19 protein-coding genes and 1 pseudogene are annotated in these 17,743 nt (G+C 32.0%); 6 read left to right on the plus strand and 14 right to left on the minus strand.

Annotated elements, in window-relative coordinates; all coding sequences use genetic code 11:
- Positions 1–293 precede the first annotated feature (293 nt).
- From HNQ35_RS13280 to HNQ35_RS13290, 3 genes are all read left to right on the plus strand, one after another.
- Positions 294–593: a DUF2089 family protein gene (locus HNQ35_RS13280; RefSeq protein ID WP_040048314.1), complete on the plus strand. Its 300-nt coding sequence runs from the start codon at positions 294–296 to the stop codon at positions 591–593.
- On the plus strand, positions 593–880 hold the full coding sequence (locus HNQ35_RS13285; RefSeq protein ID WP_040048315.1) for a hypothetical protein: 288 nt from the start codon (positions 593–595) through the stop codon (positions 878–880). The genes HNQ35_RS13280 and HNQ35_RS13285 overlap by 1 nt, the downstream gene beginning before the upstream one ends.
- Positions 881–1,033: 153 nt before the next feature.
- On the plus strand, positions 1,034–1,513 hold the full coding sequence (locus HNQ35_RS13290) for a sigma factor (RefSeq protein ID WP_146938704.1): 480 nt from the start codon (positions 1,034–1,036) through the stop codon (positions 1,511–1,513).
- Positions 1,514–1,678: 165 nt separating this feature from the next.
- On the opposite strand, the gene HNQ35_RS13295 is transcribed toward HNQ35_RS13290, so the two are convergent.
- The 5 genes from HNQ35_RS13295 to HNQ35_RS13315 all read right to left on the minus strand — a co-directional run bounded on the left by HNQ35_RS13295 (position 1,679) and on the right by HNQ35_RS13315 (position 3,841).
- Positions 1,679–1,951, minus strand: a complete 273-nt coding sequence (locus HNQ35_RS13295) for a GNAT family N-acetyltransferase (RefSeq protein ID WP_146938703.1) — start codon at positions 1,949–1,951, stop codon at positions 1,679–1,681.
- A gap of 68 nt (positions 1,952–2,019) precedes the next feature.
- A complete protein-coding gene (locus HNQ35_RS13300; protein WP_221261507.1) occupies positions 2,020–2,277 on the minus strand; it encodes a YciI family protein in 258 nt (85 codons plus the stop codon).
- A 128-nt stretch (positions 2,278–2,405) separates the two neighbouring features.
- Complete coding sequence (locus HNQ35_RS13305; RefSeq protein WP_146938702.1) at positions 2,406–2,777, minus strand: DUF3221 domain-containing protein; 372 nt, start codon at positions 2,775–2,777, stop codon at positions 2,406–2,408.
- 78 nt (positions 2,778–2,855) lie between these two features.
- The gene (locus HNQ35_RS13310; RefSeq protein WP_146938701.1) at positions 2,856–3,431 is read right to left on the minus strand and encodes a nucleotidyltransferase family protein; all 576 of its coding nucleotides are present in this window, start codon (positions 3,429–3,431) and stop codon (positions 2,856–2,858) included.
- Positions 3,432–3,481: 50 nt separating this feature from the next.
- Positions 3,482–3,841 (minus strand): DUF4181 domain-containing protein, encoded by a 360-nt coding sequence (locus HNQ35_RS13315; RefSeq protein ID WP_146938700.1) that lies wholly within the window; start codon positions 3,839–3,841, stop codon positions 3,482–3,484.
- Between the two features lie 403 nt (positions 3,842–4,244).
- Here HNQ35_RS13315 and HNQ35_RS13320 point away from each other — a divergent pair, with 403 nt between their 5' ends.
- The 3 genes from HNQ35_RS13320 to HNQ35_RS13330 all read left to right on the plus strand — a co-directional run bounded on the left by HNQ35_RS13320 (position 4,245) and on the right by HNQ35_RS13330 (position 6,503).
- The gene (locus HNQ35_RS13320) at positions 4,245–4,952 is read left to right on the plus strand and encodes an SDR family oxidoreductase (RefSeq protein ID WP_146938699.1); all 708 of its coding nucleotides are present in this window, start codon (positions 4,245–4,247) and stop codon (positions 4,950–4,952) included.
- A gap of 298 nt (positions 4,953–5,250) precedes the next feature.
- A complete protein-coding gene (locus HNQ35_RS13325) occupies positions 5,251–6,159 on the plus strand; it encodes a hypothetical protein (protein WP_146938698.1) in 909 nt (302 codons plus the stop codon).
- A gap of 41 nt (positions 6,160–6,200) precedes the next feature.
- Positions 6,201–6,503 (plus strand): type II toxin-antitoxin system PemK/MazF family toxin, encoded by a 303-nt coding sequence (locus HNQ35_RS13330; protein ID WP_146938697.1) that lies wholly within the window; start codon positions 6,201–6,203, stop codon positions 6,501–6,503.
- Positions 6,504–6,594: 91 nt separating this feature from the next.
- On the opposite strand, the gene HNQ35_RS13335 is transcribed toward HNQ35_RS13330, so the two are convergent.
- The 9 genes and pseudogenes from HNQ35_RS13335 to HNQ35_RS13375 all read right to left on the minus strand — a co-directional run bounded on the left by HNQ35_RS13335 (position 6,595) and on the right by HNQ35_RS13375 (position 17,437).
- Positions 6,595–6,945, minus strand: a complete 351-nt coding sequence (locus tag HNQ35_RS13335; protein WP_146938696.1) for a hypothetical protein — start codon at positions 6,943–6,945, stop codon at positions 6,595–6,597.
- Between the two features lie 480 nt (positions 6,946–7,425).
- Positions 7,426–8,609 (minus strand): annotated as a pseudogene (locus HNQ35_RS13340) (IS256 family transposase).
- An 830-nt stretch (positions 8,610–9,439) separates the two neighbouring features.
- Positions 9,440–10,171, minus strand: a complete 732-nt coding sequence (locus HNQ35_RS14475; RefSeq protein WP_174771692.1) for an ankyrin repeat domain-containing protein — start codon at positions 10,169–10,171, stop codon at positions 9,440–9,442.
- A gap of 394 nt (positions 10,172–10,565) precedes the next feature.
- Entirely contained in the window at positions 10,566–11,684 is a 1,119-nt protein-coding gene (locus HNQ35_RS13350) for a hypothetical protein (protein ID WP_146938695.1), read from the minus strand.
- On the minus strand, positions 11,681–12,361 hold the full coding sequence (locus tag HNQ35_RS13355) for an ATP-binding cassette domain-containing protein (RefSeq protein ID WP_146938694.1): 681 nt from the start codon (positions 12,359–12,361) through the stop codon (positions 11,681–11,683). Before HNQ35_RS13355 ends, HNQ35_RS13350 begins: the two co-directional genes overlap by 4 nt.
- Positions 12,342–13,808, minus strand: a complete 1,467-nt coding sequence (locus HNQ35_RS13360) for a hypothetical protein (RefSeq protein ID WP_146938693.1) — start codon at positions 13,806–13,808, stop codon at positions 12,342–12,344. The genes HNQ35_RS13355 and HNQ35_RS13360 overlap by 20 nt, the downstream gene beginning before the upstream one ends.
- A 72-nt stretch (positions 13,809–13,880) precedes the next feature.
- Positions 13,881–14,273, minus strand: a complete 393-nt coding sequence (locus tag HNQ35_RS13365) for a hypothetical protein (protein ID WP_146938692.1) — start codon at positions 14,271–14,273, stop codon at positions 13,881–13,883.
- Between the two features lie 580 nt (positions 14,274–14,853).
- Positions 14,854–15,825 (minus strand): DUF3800 domain-containing protein, encoded by a 972-nt coding sequence (locus HNQ35_RS13370; RefSeq protein ID WP_146938691.1) that lies wholly within the window; start codon positions 15,823–15,825, stop codon positions 14,854–14,856.
- Between the two features lie 403 nt (positions 15,826–16,228).
- Complete coding sequence (locus HNQ35_RS13375) at positions 16,229–17,437, minus strand: AbiJ-related protein (protein WP_146938690.1); 1,209 nt, start codon at positions 17,435–17,437, stop codon at positions 16,229–16,231.
- Between the last annotated feature and the right edge of the window lie 306 nt (positions 17,438–17,743).

The following is a 17,743-nucleotide window of genomic DNA, read 5'->3' on the forward strand; positions in this document are numbered from 1 at the left end:
ATTTACCTACTATTGAAGATGGTCACGAAAATCAAATAGTTATAGATGAAATTTTGGGTATCTAAATTGAAAATCCTTATTGTCCTAAAGGGTGCGATTCTTTAATAAGGATCGTACTTTTTTTGATTAAAATATATTGCAATGAATGACATACTTAATCCTGTATTCAAACATCGGCATTTTATAAAAATTAAACATACTTTTTAATAAAATTTTAATAATGTTAAAATATAACTTTACTTTATTTATATTTATGTTAAACTGAATTTGAATATAAAGGAGTGAGAGCATATATGGATATTAAAAATGTACCAGATTGGATTTTATCCTTAGACGAGGAAGATATGGAATTCATTAAAAAATTCGTAATGAATTCAGGATCTTTGAAAGAAATTGCAAAAATTTATGAGGTTTCTTATCCAACTGTGAGAATCAAGCTGGATAGGTTAATTGAAAAGATAAAATTGAATGACGCTGCAGATAATGAGGAATTTATAAAATTCATTAAACAGCTTTCGATTGATGACCGTATTAATTTGGAGGAAGCAAAACTAATAATAGAAAAATATAAAAAAGAAAAGAGTGAAAAATGATGTTTGGATTTGGTTTTTATGATGTTTTTATTATTGCTGGAATACTTGGTGTGCAACACTTTTTATCAACCAGAAATAGTGTTTATTGGGGAGGTCTTATCCCATTAGTTTTCGTTATTTGGCGTACTTGGATATTTTTTAATGAAAACGAAAAATTTCTTGCTTATGTCTTAATACTTTTAATTGGACTTGCCTTTCTTATTGGAGGATGGTATGAGGGGCGGAAAGCTCTTCATAAAAAGAGAAACCAAGAATTAGATAAAATGAAGTCTTATGATATGAAATAAATAACCAATAAAAGGAAAAATGTAACGGCAACTTATGAAATTGGATTTTCTCATATTAAACCAATGAGTGGAATGTCTGTTCTAAAAATTAGTATTATATTATTATGAAGATTATTTTTTAAAGAAAGGAATATACAGTAATGGGGTAACGAAATGGATGAGAACATAAAATTAGAAAAGAAACACAGTGGGGAACTTCCCTTTTCCGATTTTATAGAATGCTACAAACACCAAGTATACCAAATTTGCTTTTATATGATTGGAAAGCGAAATGAAGCTGAAGAAATAGCTCAAACTGCTTTTATAGAGGTGTATATGAACGTAAGAGATTACAACTTTGATAAAGTTTCATCTAAACTGTTCCGTATTATCGTAGACTTAGTCTTGGACTGGTTACGAGAGAAAACGACAAGTGATTATACGGAAATAGAGATGGCTGAATCTACAGAGTCAATTCAGAAAGAAATCTTACAGTTAGCGGTATATGATCGTTTAGCTATTGTTTTAAAACATATGGTTGGCTTTTCAGTAGGAGAGATCAGTGATATAATGCAAATTCCTATTTCTAATGTAAGGAGAAAAATTCATTGTAGCCGTGAGGTATTATGCAAACAACTGAATTATAATGTGTAATATTTGATTATAGAAAGCAATTATAAAAGTGTGAAATTGGCAACCTCTATCTAAAAAAATATAATCTTATCTTCAAGATTTCACTAACGGGTGCTTTAGTTGAATAAAACATTATTATTTAATAGAACTTCCAGAAAAATGGAAGTTCTAATTTTTTACCTTATATCAACAATAAACTTTAACATAGCCTTTGCGAAAGAGACTAAATACATATACTTCATCTTTAATCGCTAATTCTTGATGCTTTTGTACGACATCATTAAATGCTTCTTGGGTCCACTCACTCATATCTGTTTTGTCGTCATCATATTTGTTTTGCGAAGGTAATTTGTTATGAAATCCTTCTAACCATTGTTTGTAATCTTCTTCCCGCAAAGGTCTCATAACTAACCTTTCTGTTTCCGACACAATATTAAATTTTTCCTCTTTCAATATCAATGTGACATCCCCTCTGTACTGTTTTTCCTTTTAAAATATAACTTGCGATATTTAGATCAAGATTAAGATTATTTAGCATAAGACATCACACCTTTCTTTTTTGCAATACTTCCTATAAAAAATGGTTCCCAAGGATGGACGACATACTCAAATTTTCCTTCCAGCACTGCAGGGTCGTTCTTTGAAACTTCTTCAGCTTCTTGTATTTTTTCAACTTCAACAATGACCAAACCACCTGTATGGTCCATAAATGACCAGCAGAAATTAACCTTTCCTTTAAAGTATTCACTAAGTAATGACGATGTGGTACGAGTTTTTGTACCCAATGAGGTTTTCCCTCTAACCAAGCCTTACCTTTCGAATAAATGATTACTGCTTTCGTTTAGATCACTCCTAAATATTCATTTTCACAGCCTCTCCGTTTTTTTAGGGTAAAATTGTCTATTATTAAGGGTTAGTCCAACTTCATAACTATTTCTATTTTTTCTGCCGTACGCTGGGGAGGGTCTGAATCGTTTTGCGAACCATTCCAATACACTTTAACCTGTGTTCCCACCTCTAAATCATTAGCCACATCGGTTGTAACGTAATAATATGCCCCATCTTTTTGTTGAGCCATCCTCACTAACTCTTCAACTGATTTATTAGAAATGTCTTCTTCCTTTGTGCTAGGAATTACTAATAATTGACATCCATCGAGTTTTTGTCCTATCTGCCCGATAATACCCTCCTGTTTTTCTATTAAAGTCGTATTCCTATTTTGTTCTTGTTGGTCACAAGCACTTAGGACAAAAGCCAGTAAAATAAAAAATAATATTCTTTTCAACTACCTATGCCCCCTTTATTATATGATAATGATTGCACGTTCAGTTATCGCAATCCTTTCGCTTCTACACACGATAATTTAATTAGAAATAACACCATATACCTTTACCCCATCCCAAATGCTACTCCAATTTTTTTCTGTAACCCGCTTTTCATAAATGTGAATTCTTTCTTTTGTAGCAAAGTATGGTGTGGGTCTTACCTCTAAATTGACAACATCATTAAGTCCCCAGGGAGCAATTAATTTAATATCATCTTTTTCATCTAATTTAACGCCTAGAGATGTAACCGTCTCTGGAAATTTGGAGATACTGTCAACTGAAGATGAATAGGGAGACACATTGTTTATCATATGCATTCTTGCCTGATTTTTTACTGACCAAGGGATATTAGGTACAAGAGAGCTTAATTTTTTTTCAATCTTTTTTTCTTCTAATTCATCTACCTTTTTCGAATCAAAGTAAATGACGTCAATATCTGGTAATGGGGTCCTTGTGCTAAAGTTGTGTATGACATCCCAGATCTTTGAACGAACAAATCCAGCACAAATCCACCAATCAGGCAGATTTAATGTTTTTACAGCTCTTAATAAATCCATCATCCATTCATCTTTTTCAATTGCTTTAATGATATCTTCCTCGTTATTTATAACCATAGTTTTTTTCACCCCTTTTCATGACGGCTTTGCTTTGTGGAGTCGTATGTCTAAAGTGACCATCCGAAATAAAAAATTGGTAATCCAACTAGGATAATACTAATACCTAAAGTTTCTATGAAGGTAATAATATATTCCTTTTCTTCGCGCTGGTGTTTATATTCCATATAGGCTCGAAATCCATTTGCAATACATGGAGCGATAGCAAAACCAAATATGAGGTACCACTCAATAATATAGGATAGGATGAATAAAATAATAGCCAATAGAATTAGAAATCGCTCTCCCCATTTATGGATGTTGTTTATATGTCTGTATGGTTTAGGGTAAGGCACGATATTGTATTTTTTTCGAATAAATTTGATGAAAATTAACATGATAGCTAAAACCGAAATAGCAAAGATTATCATTTTACACCACCCTTTTGTTTAAGTTTTTGATTTTTTAATCGCGGTACGTTTTTATTATTCTGTTAATTGCTAAATAAAATTCCTCTTTCATTTTACCATATATTCAAAAAATAATAATACAACTATCATTAAGAATCAATCGTTGTTTTCTTTTTAGTCTATGACCTGATTAAAAGTTCTCCTCCTACAAAATTCAAATAAAACCTCAACTCTAATTCTCTTTTGTATTTTCAGTAGGGTGAATAAATATGTCTTCCGGTTTTACCACATGAGACAGAATCTCTATGTTACAATATCCTTAAATCAATATATTTTATACTTACAATTCAATCGTTATGATCGCTAAATCGCTAATAGATATAGTAAAGAAGGATATAATTTATTTGCATAGGAGGTCATAAGGATGGGGCAATTACATGGAAAAACGGCTATTGTCACAGGGGCAAGTAGTGGCATTGGTGCTCGTATTGCAAAGGAGTTAGCTAAAGAAGAAGCAAATGTTGTACTAGCTGCCCGTCATTTAGAAAAACTTTCAAAAATAGAGAAGGAAATTAAGGAACTCGGTAAAGGAAAAGTCTTGGTAATCCAGACAGATGTAACAAATAAGCAACAGGTTAACCAATTAGTAAAAAAAGCTGAAGAAGCATTTAATCATGTTGATATTTTAGTGAATAATGCTGGTCAAATGCTTTCTTCAATGATTCGCTCTGGAAAAGTAGAAGAATGGGAAGAGATGATTGATGTAAACATAAAAGGCATGCTATATGGCATCCATTATGTATTACCTTCTATGTTAGAACGCTCAACTGGTCATATTATTAATATCGCATCGGTCTCTGGCTTTGAAGTCACAAAGGTTAGTACTGTCTATAGTGCTACAAAATTTGCTGTCCGGGCCATTTCAGCTGGACTAGAAAAAGAATTGGCCAAAACGGGTGTCCGTGTCACAAATATTTCACCTGGTATGGTGGACACGAGCTTAACTAATGAAAGTTCTTGGAATAACGAACGTAAAAAATTAGAGCCAAAAGACATAGCGAAAGCTGTCGTTTATGCACTCACACAGCCTGATTATGTCAATGTAAACGAAATAACTGTGCGCCCAGTATAAGATATAATAGCACCTCAACCTTAGACATATATGCTAATATATGAGGTGCTTTTTTAGAAAAGATTATATGAACAGCCTATAATGAACAATAATAGAATCCGACATAGTATAGGGAAATACAATATCCTATTTATAACAATCATACGACATTCTTTTTCAGTCAGTTACTTATGTCTTGGATTGGTACAATCGCAAACTAAGATAAATATATCTTTTTGTTTTGCTATGATTTATCTGTCAATTTTTAATTATTTTTTATCAAGATAGAGTTATAAGTATTAAAAGGGAGTTGTAATATATGGATCCACAGAATGTATTGAATTCGTGGTTATTTATTGAAATGATACAACCAGCTGAACTGCCGAAATCTAATATAATTCCTGGTTATTTATTTTCCGATGGTAAACAAAGACAACAAATAAATAAAATGAACTTCTTACAAGAATTTATTAAAACAGCAAAGCCTAAGAACCCACGAACTTATACAACCCAATATACATATTATATGAATTGTTATAAATTAAGTGATTTAATCGATACATTTCGGTCTTTTTTTAAACATGATGATGAAGTCATTAATAAACCGAAACAAAGATGTTATAGTTTCTCTTTCCAAGTAAATGATACAAATGAATATATAGAAGACTCTCTTTTTATCCCGCATGTTCATACAGTCATTTATGATATGTTTCACACAGACAAAATTAACTACAGTCACTTTATTGACCGATATAATGATGCACGCTATCAATTAGAAGAGGATGCAAAAACACTTTTTAGTAATGGCGTAACTAGTGAAGCAGTTCAAAAACTATCAAAAAATTTTTATCGTTACTTTGATGAGCCAACGCATGATCATTTACATTTTTTTGAAATGCATATTGTGAGAAAAAATGCAGATAAAAAGAAACCGAGTTTCAACAGTTTTTATATTGAAGATTTACAAACAATCAAAAGAAAAGGTATGAATGAAACATTACACCAATTTATTAAGGGAAAAGACTTGCAAGTAGATATTGAGCAAGACCATCAAGCGATTGAGTCTTTACTCAGCCCTAAAAACCTTCCAGATGGACGTTGGCCGTCACGGATTGATCATCGTCTTTCACTTATGCAACAAGTTGCAGTAAATCAAATCATTCACGGAGATGGACCTGTTTATTCAGTTAATGGACCTCCAGGAACTGGTAAAACCCCAAGCCATTAGAGCTTTATACGGCTGACTTAGGGGAGAATATCGGAAGTGAAATGAATGGAGTTCGTCCTTTTCTGGTACTTACATCCACGAATTATAATGATAACTCGGGGACAGTGACAGGAATTCCTTGTTCTAACAAAGAATTCGCCACAAAAGGACAAGTTCTGATTACCAAGGAAATTCTGAAAGAAGGAAAAGTAAGTGGTGTCATCAAAACAGAGATGCTCACGACTATTTCAAAAGGAAGGCTTGGACGTTACATTGGGCGATTAAATGACAGAGGTTCTGTCATAGTAGGAGATAAATTAGAATACTTTCTAGTTCCTTTGAGGAAAAAAATTAAAAAAGAATAGTTAAAAAGAGGCTGAGTTGTCCCAGCCTCTTTTTTTAGTGCAAAAGTAATCTTGTCTATATAAAAAATGTCTTTATTTAGATTCTATACCATTAAAATTCCCTTTGTTCCTCCACTTTCAACATTTCCTTATCAATAATATCTACTAACTCTTGGCTACTATATATATACATAACGACCTCTTTATCTTCATCTTCAATATCTACTTCAGCCTGTATCCTTATTTTCGATTGTTTTCCTTTATAAGTTACATCGAAGATTCCAAACTCTATTAACTGATTATGTTCATTCGTGTTTTCAATTTTTTCTTGAATGAATTTAATTTCTTTTTGATCTAATCCAGTATCTAAGATTGATGTTGATAAATGATTTAAAAAAGGTTCAATCTCTTCAACGTCGAAATTCATTCCTGCAGCATAAGGAGCTTCTTTAAAACCAACCATAAAATCCCCTCCAAAAATTTTTAATAATTAACATAAATAACAAGCTCACGTATCTTTCTATACTTTAATAGTATACTCGCCGAAAATATTTTTTCCATACTTTTGGAAATATATCTTTGTATTTTTTATTCAATTTTATATTTTTTTATATAAAATAATATATGGGTGTGTCAATAATTTTGTGTAAATAACCCTATTTCCGGTAGAAAAGTTAGCCTGCTTATTTTAGTTGATAAAACTTCTATCTCTAGGTTAAACACAGAGCCACAGCGGTAGCTGCTTGTCCTTGACCTTGTGCCTTTTCTTAGTTCTTGCTGGTTGGGTTCAGGGACCCGGCCAGCGAGAACTTAGAAAAGATCGGTCGTGGTACGCTAGGTGTGCGGATAAAGTCCCCACATAGGGCTTTATTTTTCCCATCCGACAACCTACACACCACCACGACCGCAAACAAGGTCAAGGATGGCGGATCAGTGCTAGAGCTTAATCTTCCAGTGCTTCAAACATCTGTATCAATTCTGATTTTGCCTTTTCAAAGCCTCGATGACAACGCATGCCAAACTTGTGATTATAGTCTAAAAACCGTGTCACAAGAAAACGTTCTAAGGATTCTTCATTCGGGAATTGTTCTTTGCGTTTGACATATCGTTTGATTTCTTTGTTAAAAGCTTCGATTAAATTTGTCGAGTAGATACTGCGACGAATGGAAGCTGGAAAATCATAAAACGTTAAGATTTGTTCATTGTTCATCACAGAATCAATGACACGTGGATAGGCCTTTTCCCACTTGCTTTGCATTTGTTCTAAGGCTTCTAAAGCTTCTTCACGGTCTTTTGCTTGATAGACGGCCTTAAAATCATCGAGAATGGCTGCGCGATCCTTTACACGTACTTTACTGGAAATGTTTCGAGCGGCATGTACACAGCACACTTGATGCTTGGCCTTCGGATAGACACGATGAATACTATCCGTCATTCCTGGCAATCCATCGGAAATGAAAAGGAGGACGTTTTCTACGCCTCGCTCACGTAGGCCTTGGATGAGTTCTTCCCATACGTGAGAAGACTCTGTTGGTGCAATGGTAAAGTCTAAAACTTCTTTGTTTCCTTCTTCCGTAATACCAATAGCGATGTAGACAGCTTCTTTTTCAACCGTTTGACGTCGAATCGGAATATGAGTGGCATCTAGGTAAATGCACACATAACGTTCTTCCAGCTTTCGTTCATGGAAAGCCTGCACGTCTTCAGAAACAAGTTGCGTTAGGTTCGAAACCGATTGTTTGAAAAGTGATGTCCATACATCTGCTCGATAAGATGAGCGGTTTTCTTCGTAATCCCTTTTTCATAAAGGTGAATGACAAACTGTTCCAGTGTATCATTGGATCGCTTATAAGGAGCTATTGTTTGTTGTTGAAACTCGCCATTACGGTCTCTAGGGATACGAAGATGTAGTTCTCCGTATTCGGTTTTAAACGTACGATCGTAAAAGCCATTACGAGAATTGCCGGAATGAAAACCTTCTCGATCATAAGGCTCATAATCTAAAAAGACAGTTCATTCATGTTTCAACAGCTGATTGATAGCTCTTTCCAAATGATGACGAAAAACTTCTTTGATATCTTGTTTTTGTGCTAGTGCTTCGATTAAATCTGTAGTAAGATGATTCATAGGGAAGACCTCTTTTCTGTGAATTTGGTTGGCTAACTTTATTCTACTGAAAGGGTCTTCCTTTTTCTATGAACATTATTTAGTGCATTTCTATTTACACAAAATATTTTACACTCTCAATAGTCTCTTCACATATTTAATATCTAAAAACTATGTTAATTTACCTATATATTTATAGTACCATCCACTATAGTCAACATTAATAGTTTTTTTAATTTATTTACTTTCAAATGTAATGATGGACGGTGTTGAGGATTCGTAGCCGCTTCATCTATTAGATAGTCAATCCTTGTAAATGTATGGTAATCAAAGTGATAAGATAAAAATTTTCAAATATCCATCTCTATCAATTCGTAGTCTTTATCTTTAATTGTGCCTTTTTTTCAAAAACTTTATTACATCAACCTTAAACTTTAAATACCATATACCAGGTAATTAATTATCTTCCCATGTTTGCACAATAGCGTTTTATGGAAAAAACTTCTTTAATTGTTTTACTGTTGCATGAATGTACCGATAATCGTACCGCTATTTGTTAACTCTAATCCCGTATTTGGTAAAGAGTTGTTCTATATCTTCATCGCTGGTAGGAATAAATATTTCAAAAGAATGTATCAATAAAACAATTTCCTTTTCTTACAATTGTAAATAGGATTAAGAATAAAACATACTATGTAATAGCAAAGGTAAATATTCACATGTATACGTTCTATACTCTCTTTTGGCTTTACAACAATGAAGCTAATGCGTGTAACCTATCAAATGAGCAACAAAAAAACCGTAAGGCATAAATGCTTCACGGTTATCGCTCAGTCTTTACATCGGGCATCTTAATCTCTTGAATATCTATTTTTAACGATCGGATAAGGATAGATCTCAATATCTTTATCAATAAATCCCCTTCTACAAGCAGCTTTGAGGGTTTCATACATGTTTTCCTTTCCTACTATGTTATCCGTGTGGATATATATTTTATTTGCTGGTCTTATTCCTCTTTCACAAATCCATTTTACGAAGTCATAGCCTGTTTTTTCCAATTCACCTTTGTCATTCATACCTAAATCATGATCTAAAGAAAGGATGTGCACTTTATTTTTGCTTATCAATTCAACCGCATCTCCTACAGTCCTAGCACCTACAAAACCTTTCGGAATATCCCTTAAATCATCTAAATATAGATTGATCCACCCATATTCTTGAAGAACTTGTAATATTTCCACCTGAATATGTCCGTCCCAACCATAATATGCACGATTCACACAACCGAAATCTATGTTAGCTCCATGATCTATTAAGGTTTTTAAAACATCTACAAAACCATAAAAACAGGCTAAAGATAAGCAACTTGTACCAAACTCATTCCTACAGTTTGGATTAGCACCTAATTCTAATAATCGATTAACTACCATAGACTTATTTCTATATACAGCCCAAAATAATAGACTTGATCCGTTTATCTCACAATTAACTCCGTGGTCCCTTACGAATCTATCAAGCTTATCGAAATCCTTCGAATGCATTATCATCCTATATTCTTCTTGCATCTGCTGATCTTTATCCAATTTGTTCCTCCTCTCTTTATAAAACATAATATGATTTTGACAATTCACTAACAAATTTACCAAAACCTTATCACTAATTTCTAAATGAATAGATGCTATTTTGATGACACTCAATTTTGTTAATACTACTTCATTTAAGTTTACCGTATGTCTATAATCCATTTCCTCTGACTGAAAATGAGTTAGATGAAGTAAAATTTAAATCCTTCATCTAACTATGCGCCTTGTCGTTCCCACATCCATCACTTGCTGTTCTTGGTGACTACATGCATGCTTAGCAAAAAAGAAGGCTTTCCATAGTCATTGAATGGAGAGCCCCTTTTGTTTTTAAAAAATATGTCATTAACAACTACTTTACTTTTTCAACTATTGTACGACGGTATTTTCCTAAGTCTTAATTCCTTAACTTTGAAACAATGTTATCACTGGACAGCTCTCGTTTTAACAAGTTAACAATCATATAGCGGACAAACACCTTGTTTAATGCGACAAGTACAAGGAGGGTTCCTAAGATGATTATCATCCACTTCACTAGTGTTGGGAAAATAACTTTAAAGGAAAGTAGCCATCCAATAATAAGAACAAATAATAAGGATAAAAGATAAATCATTCGATTAGACTTTTCAATTGTTGTATAAAACTGACGAATGATTTCCTTACTTGACATACCATTTAAATACAATGAGATTAAATCCCGATTTAACACTTTAATAAAAGATCCCAAACTCCCTCGGTAAATGATTAAAATAACAATGAACAATATCATCTCAAATATAATAAGCAACCATAAGGATGTTTTAGAATCAGCGACTAAATCCTCTAGCCCCTCAGCTTGATAATAAACATATACATCTTCTTCATCAAACATATCATGGAATGCCGTGACGAACTCAAATATATGTTCCATCTTTTCTAAATGAACAATGAGATTTTTTACACCGGAGAAATTTTCCTCCATCTTGATTTTATCCATTAAGTCCATATATATATCGGGTGTCACATAACAATAGTCTTTAAGAAAAAAGTTTCCATCGCCTTCATAAAAGTATTTATTCAAATTTAGTTCTGTATGCTCCATGTCATAAAATTTTAACGTTTTTCCTTTAAAGCTTTCCGGCAAAATAATTGCTTGTTTATCTACTTGTTCGTAAAAACTTATTGCTTCCTTTGTAGTTGGGTTTAATGATAAGCAGTTTATGAAGTCCGGTTCCCCATTTTTTTCTAATAGTACGGCGGCATCATATTCATAAACGACACCTTTTACATGAGGCATTCGTTCAATTCGTTCTATATTATAGTTGTACTCGCCATTATCTGAATACCCATTAATTAACACCATCGATAACTTTTCGTTATTCAAAATATGACTTTTAATATTACCGATTGACATCATGACAGTAAATGCAGAACTAATTAGAAGTGCTAATAATAAAAAGTTCAATATCATTAATTTCCGAAGATTTTTTGTATATTTCTTCCTAATATAGTCAAAAACAAGTCTCTTATTTTTCATTTTTGCCCGTTCCTACCCATTCCATTATTTAGTTCAGAAAGTAGAAATACTTGATTCGCATGCTCCGCAATTAAATCAGAATGAGTGACAACCAATACCATTTTATCTTTTTTTAATTCATTTAATAATTCAATGATCGTAGCAACATTTTCTCGATCCAAATTATTTGTTGGTTCGTCTAATAAAATCAATGGATAATCAAACACAAGGACTTTTAATAGTGCAGCCCGCTGTCTTTCCCCACCAGATAAATAATTAACTGGTGTATCCAACTTTTCATAGATTCTAACCGTCTTACTATAGGTGGTTAAATATTCTTCCAATAACGGTTGACCATTAATGAGAGAAATAATATCTAAATTCTCTCTAATTGTTAAAGACTCAATTAAATTTAAATCCTGAAAGAAATAAGCAATTTTGTTCCGTAACTGTTGAATTTGAGTTTCATTATTAAAGTCTACTTTTTCATTAAACATCTTCAATTCACCAGTTAACGGTTTTTGAATTAAGGCTAAAATATTAATCAGCGTCGTTTTTCCACTGCCACTTTCACCATAGATTGTATACAGACCTGGCCCGTCTATACGTAACGATACATCCTTTAATATTGGAAGATTATTATAACTGAAATTTAGATGATTTACTTCTAGATATCGTTTAACGGAAGCCCTTTGCATCCATATCCCCCTTTAACAGGTTTAAGATGTTATTAAAATATATACCCATTTCAAGATCATAGTTCCCTGTTTCTGAACAGTAGCCGAGTTCACATTCATAGGAAGATATTTTATTCATAAAATCATTCTGGTCAAACTCTATACCATGAGCGATTAGTAAATTCAAATACGTGTTTAAGATGACATAAAAGTTTTCTCCAGTAAACGACAATACCTCATCATATAATTTGATAACTTCTTGCATGTTCGCATCATTTATTTCTGACATATCAAGAATCGTTACTTTTTCAAATAAATCATTCTCATTTACTATTTCAAACTGATTTCCAGAATACTTATCCGATAGTTTATAACAATAATATTGTTCAACTAACGGAGACACATTGTCACATGTTCCGTCTCCAGCAATTAAATAATCATCGATTCCTTTAAAACCAACATTCAAACTAGCCTGTTGTAAAAAATAAGATGCTTGATAAGATTCCTTAATCTCGCTACCCTGTTCTTCTAAAAAAGAACTTAGTCGATGCTGAATTAAATTTGTATAAATCTCATGGTCTTTCAAATCATCACTTGGAAAGATATTTGACAATAAATATAAATTCCGCAAACTATCTAACGAATAGTAGTACGTTTGATAAACAGGTTGTTTCCTAATGATATCCAATTCTATCTTCTCATTAAGCTGCTTGTTCATTTCACTTACAACTTCTAAATGTACGAAAAATGTCATTTCATCTCGTAGTAGAATTGAAATTTGATTTATTGAATCACTATATATTTCTTTCAGCGAACTAAGGTCCACATCCAATTCATATAATCTACTTAAAACCAATGCGGCATGCAATATAATCGGCTCATCATAGTCAACTATGTAACTATTATGATAATCTTCAATAATCGAAATGATATCTGTTTTCATATTGTCATGTATAGTTCCATTGAAAATAAAATCCATAATAAGATAATAGTAGTACTCTATCGTCTCATTCTTTGATGGAACAGGATTATCTCGAACATTATTTATTAACATTTGCAAATCATCCATAGCTCCGATTTCTTCTAGAGCATCATATAAAAAATAGATATCGAAAAATGAAGATGATTGTAATTCATTATTTTCAAAAACAGATTGATTTATTAACTTTGATAAAAGGATTTTACAGTAAAACAAATTTGATTCTTGTTGTTCACAAGTTGGCTCATTATCATATAAGAAGTCGATTTCAGAAACATGCTGCAGAACTGCATTGACCATTAAATGAGACTGTTCTTCAAATTGGCTATTGATTTCGATTACACTACCCCCACTATCGCTAAATAGATAGGAATCAAGGGTGTTAATGAAATTTTCATTATGAATTGTTCGATTAATATATTCTGGACTATGACTACAACCCGTTATTAATAAAATGAGAAAGCAATTTACAAGCAATCTCTTTAGCATTATCATCCCTACCGCTCCATTAAAATGTGTAAATAGTGGAGTATTTATTTCTATAGAGTGTTAAAACAATATTTAAATCCTAACAGTTGCTGTATAAGTTCTATTTGAATAGTCCACCTCTGTAGGTGTAAACATACCTAGGTATAACCAAAGTCCGCTACCACAAACATTTCCAGATATCGTATATGATTTACCCTTTGTAGATTTTGTATATCCTGGGCTAGAGCCACTACCACTTACTCCTGCTCCCTTGAAGGAAACACTGCCTCCAATTGTATAAAAACTTACATTGTGGTAAAGTTTTTTAAATCCAGTCCTTGTGATAGAACTTTGCGCCTTGTAGTTCCCACATCCACCACTTGCTGTTCTTGGTAAATCCGCTTTCGATGTAACTTTATTAACCGTTTTTACTGCTCGGTACGCATCTGTAGGCGTTGCAAACATCAAAATCATTGAAATTGCCATAACTATTGCAAGCCCTAAATAAAAGAAGACTTTTTATTCAATTGTACTATCTCTTAACATATATTTAGAATATTAAAAAATAACCTACCATTCACATAATCATATTATACAAATTATTTTTTTTGAGAACAAGACTAAATTATCAATAAAATACTAACTACAGGTTTATTAAACTTAATTCAGGATTATTTATTATAAATTTCATATGGACACATCTTCTATCTTTTGCTTATTTCTTAATAATTCAAGTATTTATGCCATATTTGCAACTCGACATGATCATTTGTAGGTAGATGATTTGTTCTTACAAACAGAAAAACACCCGTTTTGTCTTATTGACTAAACGGATGTTTCCTCATAAAACGCTAATATATTAACATTTACACTCTCGACATGACTGAAACACACTCCACATGGCTTGATTGGTAATCGCAGATATATGGATGTAGTAGTGTTTGCCTTACAAGATTTAAATAACTTGAAAATTTAGTTACCTCATTAAATTAAAATTGTGTTGTAAAAATTTCAGCATAGATTGAACAGAAATAAATCCCGTTCGTTTAATAGGAAATTGTTCTATTCATGTTTTGAAATTTTTATAATAATTTTTCATGATAAATGTGTTTCTTCCTTTACCATCTAGCTGATCAAGATATCCAAGTAGCATTCTTAATTGATTATTTGAATAGCCTATTTTTAATCTTATATCTTTAGTGGAATCATTAGGTTTTCTAATTCTCATTATCTTTGTCATTTCATTAATATCAAACTGTGTTTTGAATGCCATAAATTGTGATAAATAATCTGAAATATTTACTTCATGAATAATATCTTTTTGTCCATCCCATTTAAAAATATTTATATGTTGTTGAAATAAATCTATATTATTTTCTTCAATTAAAAAACGGTAAATAAGATCAGCCTTAATGATCGGTTTATCGTCATCTATATTTAAATATGACTTTTCCATTAGAAAGACAACAATTCCCATAAATAAATCAACTATTTGAAGTGGAATAGATTTATGTGATTCTTTATACCATGCTTTATTAACATAATATTTCATACCACGATAAATTGCATGTGCATTCATTTGCTGCTTTAACTTTGAATATACCTTCATTCTTCCATATTCAGGACTGTGATCGACTACAATTTCAACTGTTCTATAATCATTTGAAAGACCTCTAGTTAATCCATAAAATAGTCTTTCTGGAATTTTAACATAAAATAAATTACGTAATTCTGTAACTGTAATATCGGCATTTCTAGCAAAATTAAATGCAATAGCATTATCTACGACAAATATGTTAATTTGTAAGTTTGTTTTTATGAAATGGTGTAAACAATATATGTAGGGAGCAATATCCTTGTCATTTTTATATTCAGTAAAGTGATATTCACTCTTCTTACCTGTTATTCTTAAAATCTTGTTGATATCCATCACTATACTGTCGCATAAAGATTGTTCAACACCAAAAGCACCATAGTAAGAATATTTTTTCTCTGCATCTAATTTATTTGACTCGTCGAAAAAGATATTGTATTTCAAAAGTTATCACCTTCTTGACTATAAATGAATATTTGTTTATAATTTACATATAATATAGTATGTATTACTTCCAGTCACCGTTTTGATAGGGAGTTTTTAAAGAAGAGACCATCCAGTCACCGTTTTGACAGGAGTGGTCTTTTTTCACTTTAAATTTGTTTTGAATCCAAATTCATTAACCTTTTTATCAAAATTGATTAACATTTACCAACGCCGATTTCTACATCATTAATAAATTTTGGGAAACAGTAGTATCGGTTATTCTAACTATTCTTAGCTTTAAAACCCCATTGAACTTAATTTATCTCTTCCTTTGATTAAAATCTGGGAGAAATACAAAGGGTTAAAAATTTTATAGTCTTCTATTCAACTTTTACAGTAATTCCAAAAAAGACAAAATTGTTTAAACCTCTACAATTTCATTATTGTTCATTGTAAATTTTTCAACATATTTATTTGAAATTACCTTTTGATCCGTTACAAATGTAACACTGTATCTCGCTCTAGTTATAGCAACATATAAGCCTGCTTTAGTTTTCGGACTACTTACTGCCTCATAATCGCCTTCTAAGAATTTTCTTATAGGACCATTCGGATAAATAAGCACTCTATCAAAAGTAAGTCCCTTAGATTTTCCAAAATTTATTGGTGAGAAAGTTTCTGGGATATTTTTAGTCCTTTTATTATATCTCAAAGAAACGGGAGAAAACTCTCTGACATATTCATCTACAACACTTTCAATTTTTCCATTTTTTAATTTATAGGAAATACCATTTAAGTTAAATATTGTATTAATTTCTGTTTCAAATTCATCATTACAATACTTGTTAAAGAACTCTATAGCATCAAACACACAATAAGGATAATTAGACAATATAAAATCTTGTAGACTATTAGTATTAACATATTGCTTTTTATTATTAAAACACTTAGGAGGATAAAATCTACTTATCTCCTCCAAAACCTTCTCACTTACTAATACATTGTACTGAAAATTTGTCTCATCAGTTTCTATAATAATATAATTAAATTTCTCGAAAATTTGATAGATCTGATATCTCGCATCACGTTTAATTTTTAATTTTATTTTTTTCTGTTCTATTGCTTTTTTATTCCTCATGGAGAAAGGAATAAAAATACTATCTTCTAGTTCGTGTACTCTCCAATTATAGACATCTCGGTTAGATATTTTTATTGCTGGATAAAGTTCATACCCATCATTTCGTAACAATTTATTTATTTCTGTAAGCAGTACCTTCCATGGTTTACTATCATCCCTAACTGCAGGATGGAAAACTTCACATATAAATCTCAAGTATTTTTCATCATCACCATTCTCTAATTGGAATCGATCATCCTCAAATACCCAGCAATATGGATAATCATTATTGTTTACCGTATGTTGCCAAATATCTTCTTTAGCATTTGAAAATCTTGGATCCAAACTGGGCATACTTTTCAAATTATATAATCTCTGGAGAAATTCGATTTCCTCTATTAAACCATGATATGGAAAATAATTTCCCTTTACACCAAATACTTCATCTATGTAAAATCCATCCTTAAATAAATTTAGAATATCCCGCTTTGTAATCTCACTTATTCGATTCATATATAATCCACCCCTTATCGGATTATAATAGAACAATTAATTCGACAAATTTATAGAAGTGTTTTATAAATCACTCAACTCTTTTAATTAAATTCGATCCCTTTTAACATTTATGCACAATTAATGAGAGAGACGGGGCTGTCCAGAAAGTCCATTTTTTATAAAATTCCCTGTTAAAATGAGTCCGTTTGATTTTCGTTTCGACAGTGGACGTTTTCCGCAGGCGGCTGGTGAGCCTCCTCGTGCTACGCACTGCAGCGGGGTCTCACCTAGGCATTTGCTCCTGCTGGAGTCGCCACTGCCTTC

It is taken from the genome of Cerasibacillus quisquiliarum (assembly GCF_014202495.1).
Classification (GTDB): Bacteria; Bacillota; Bacilli; order Bacillales; family Amphibacillaceae; genus Cerasibacillus; species Cerasibacillus quisquiliarum.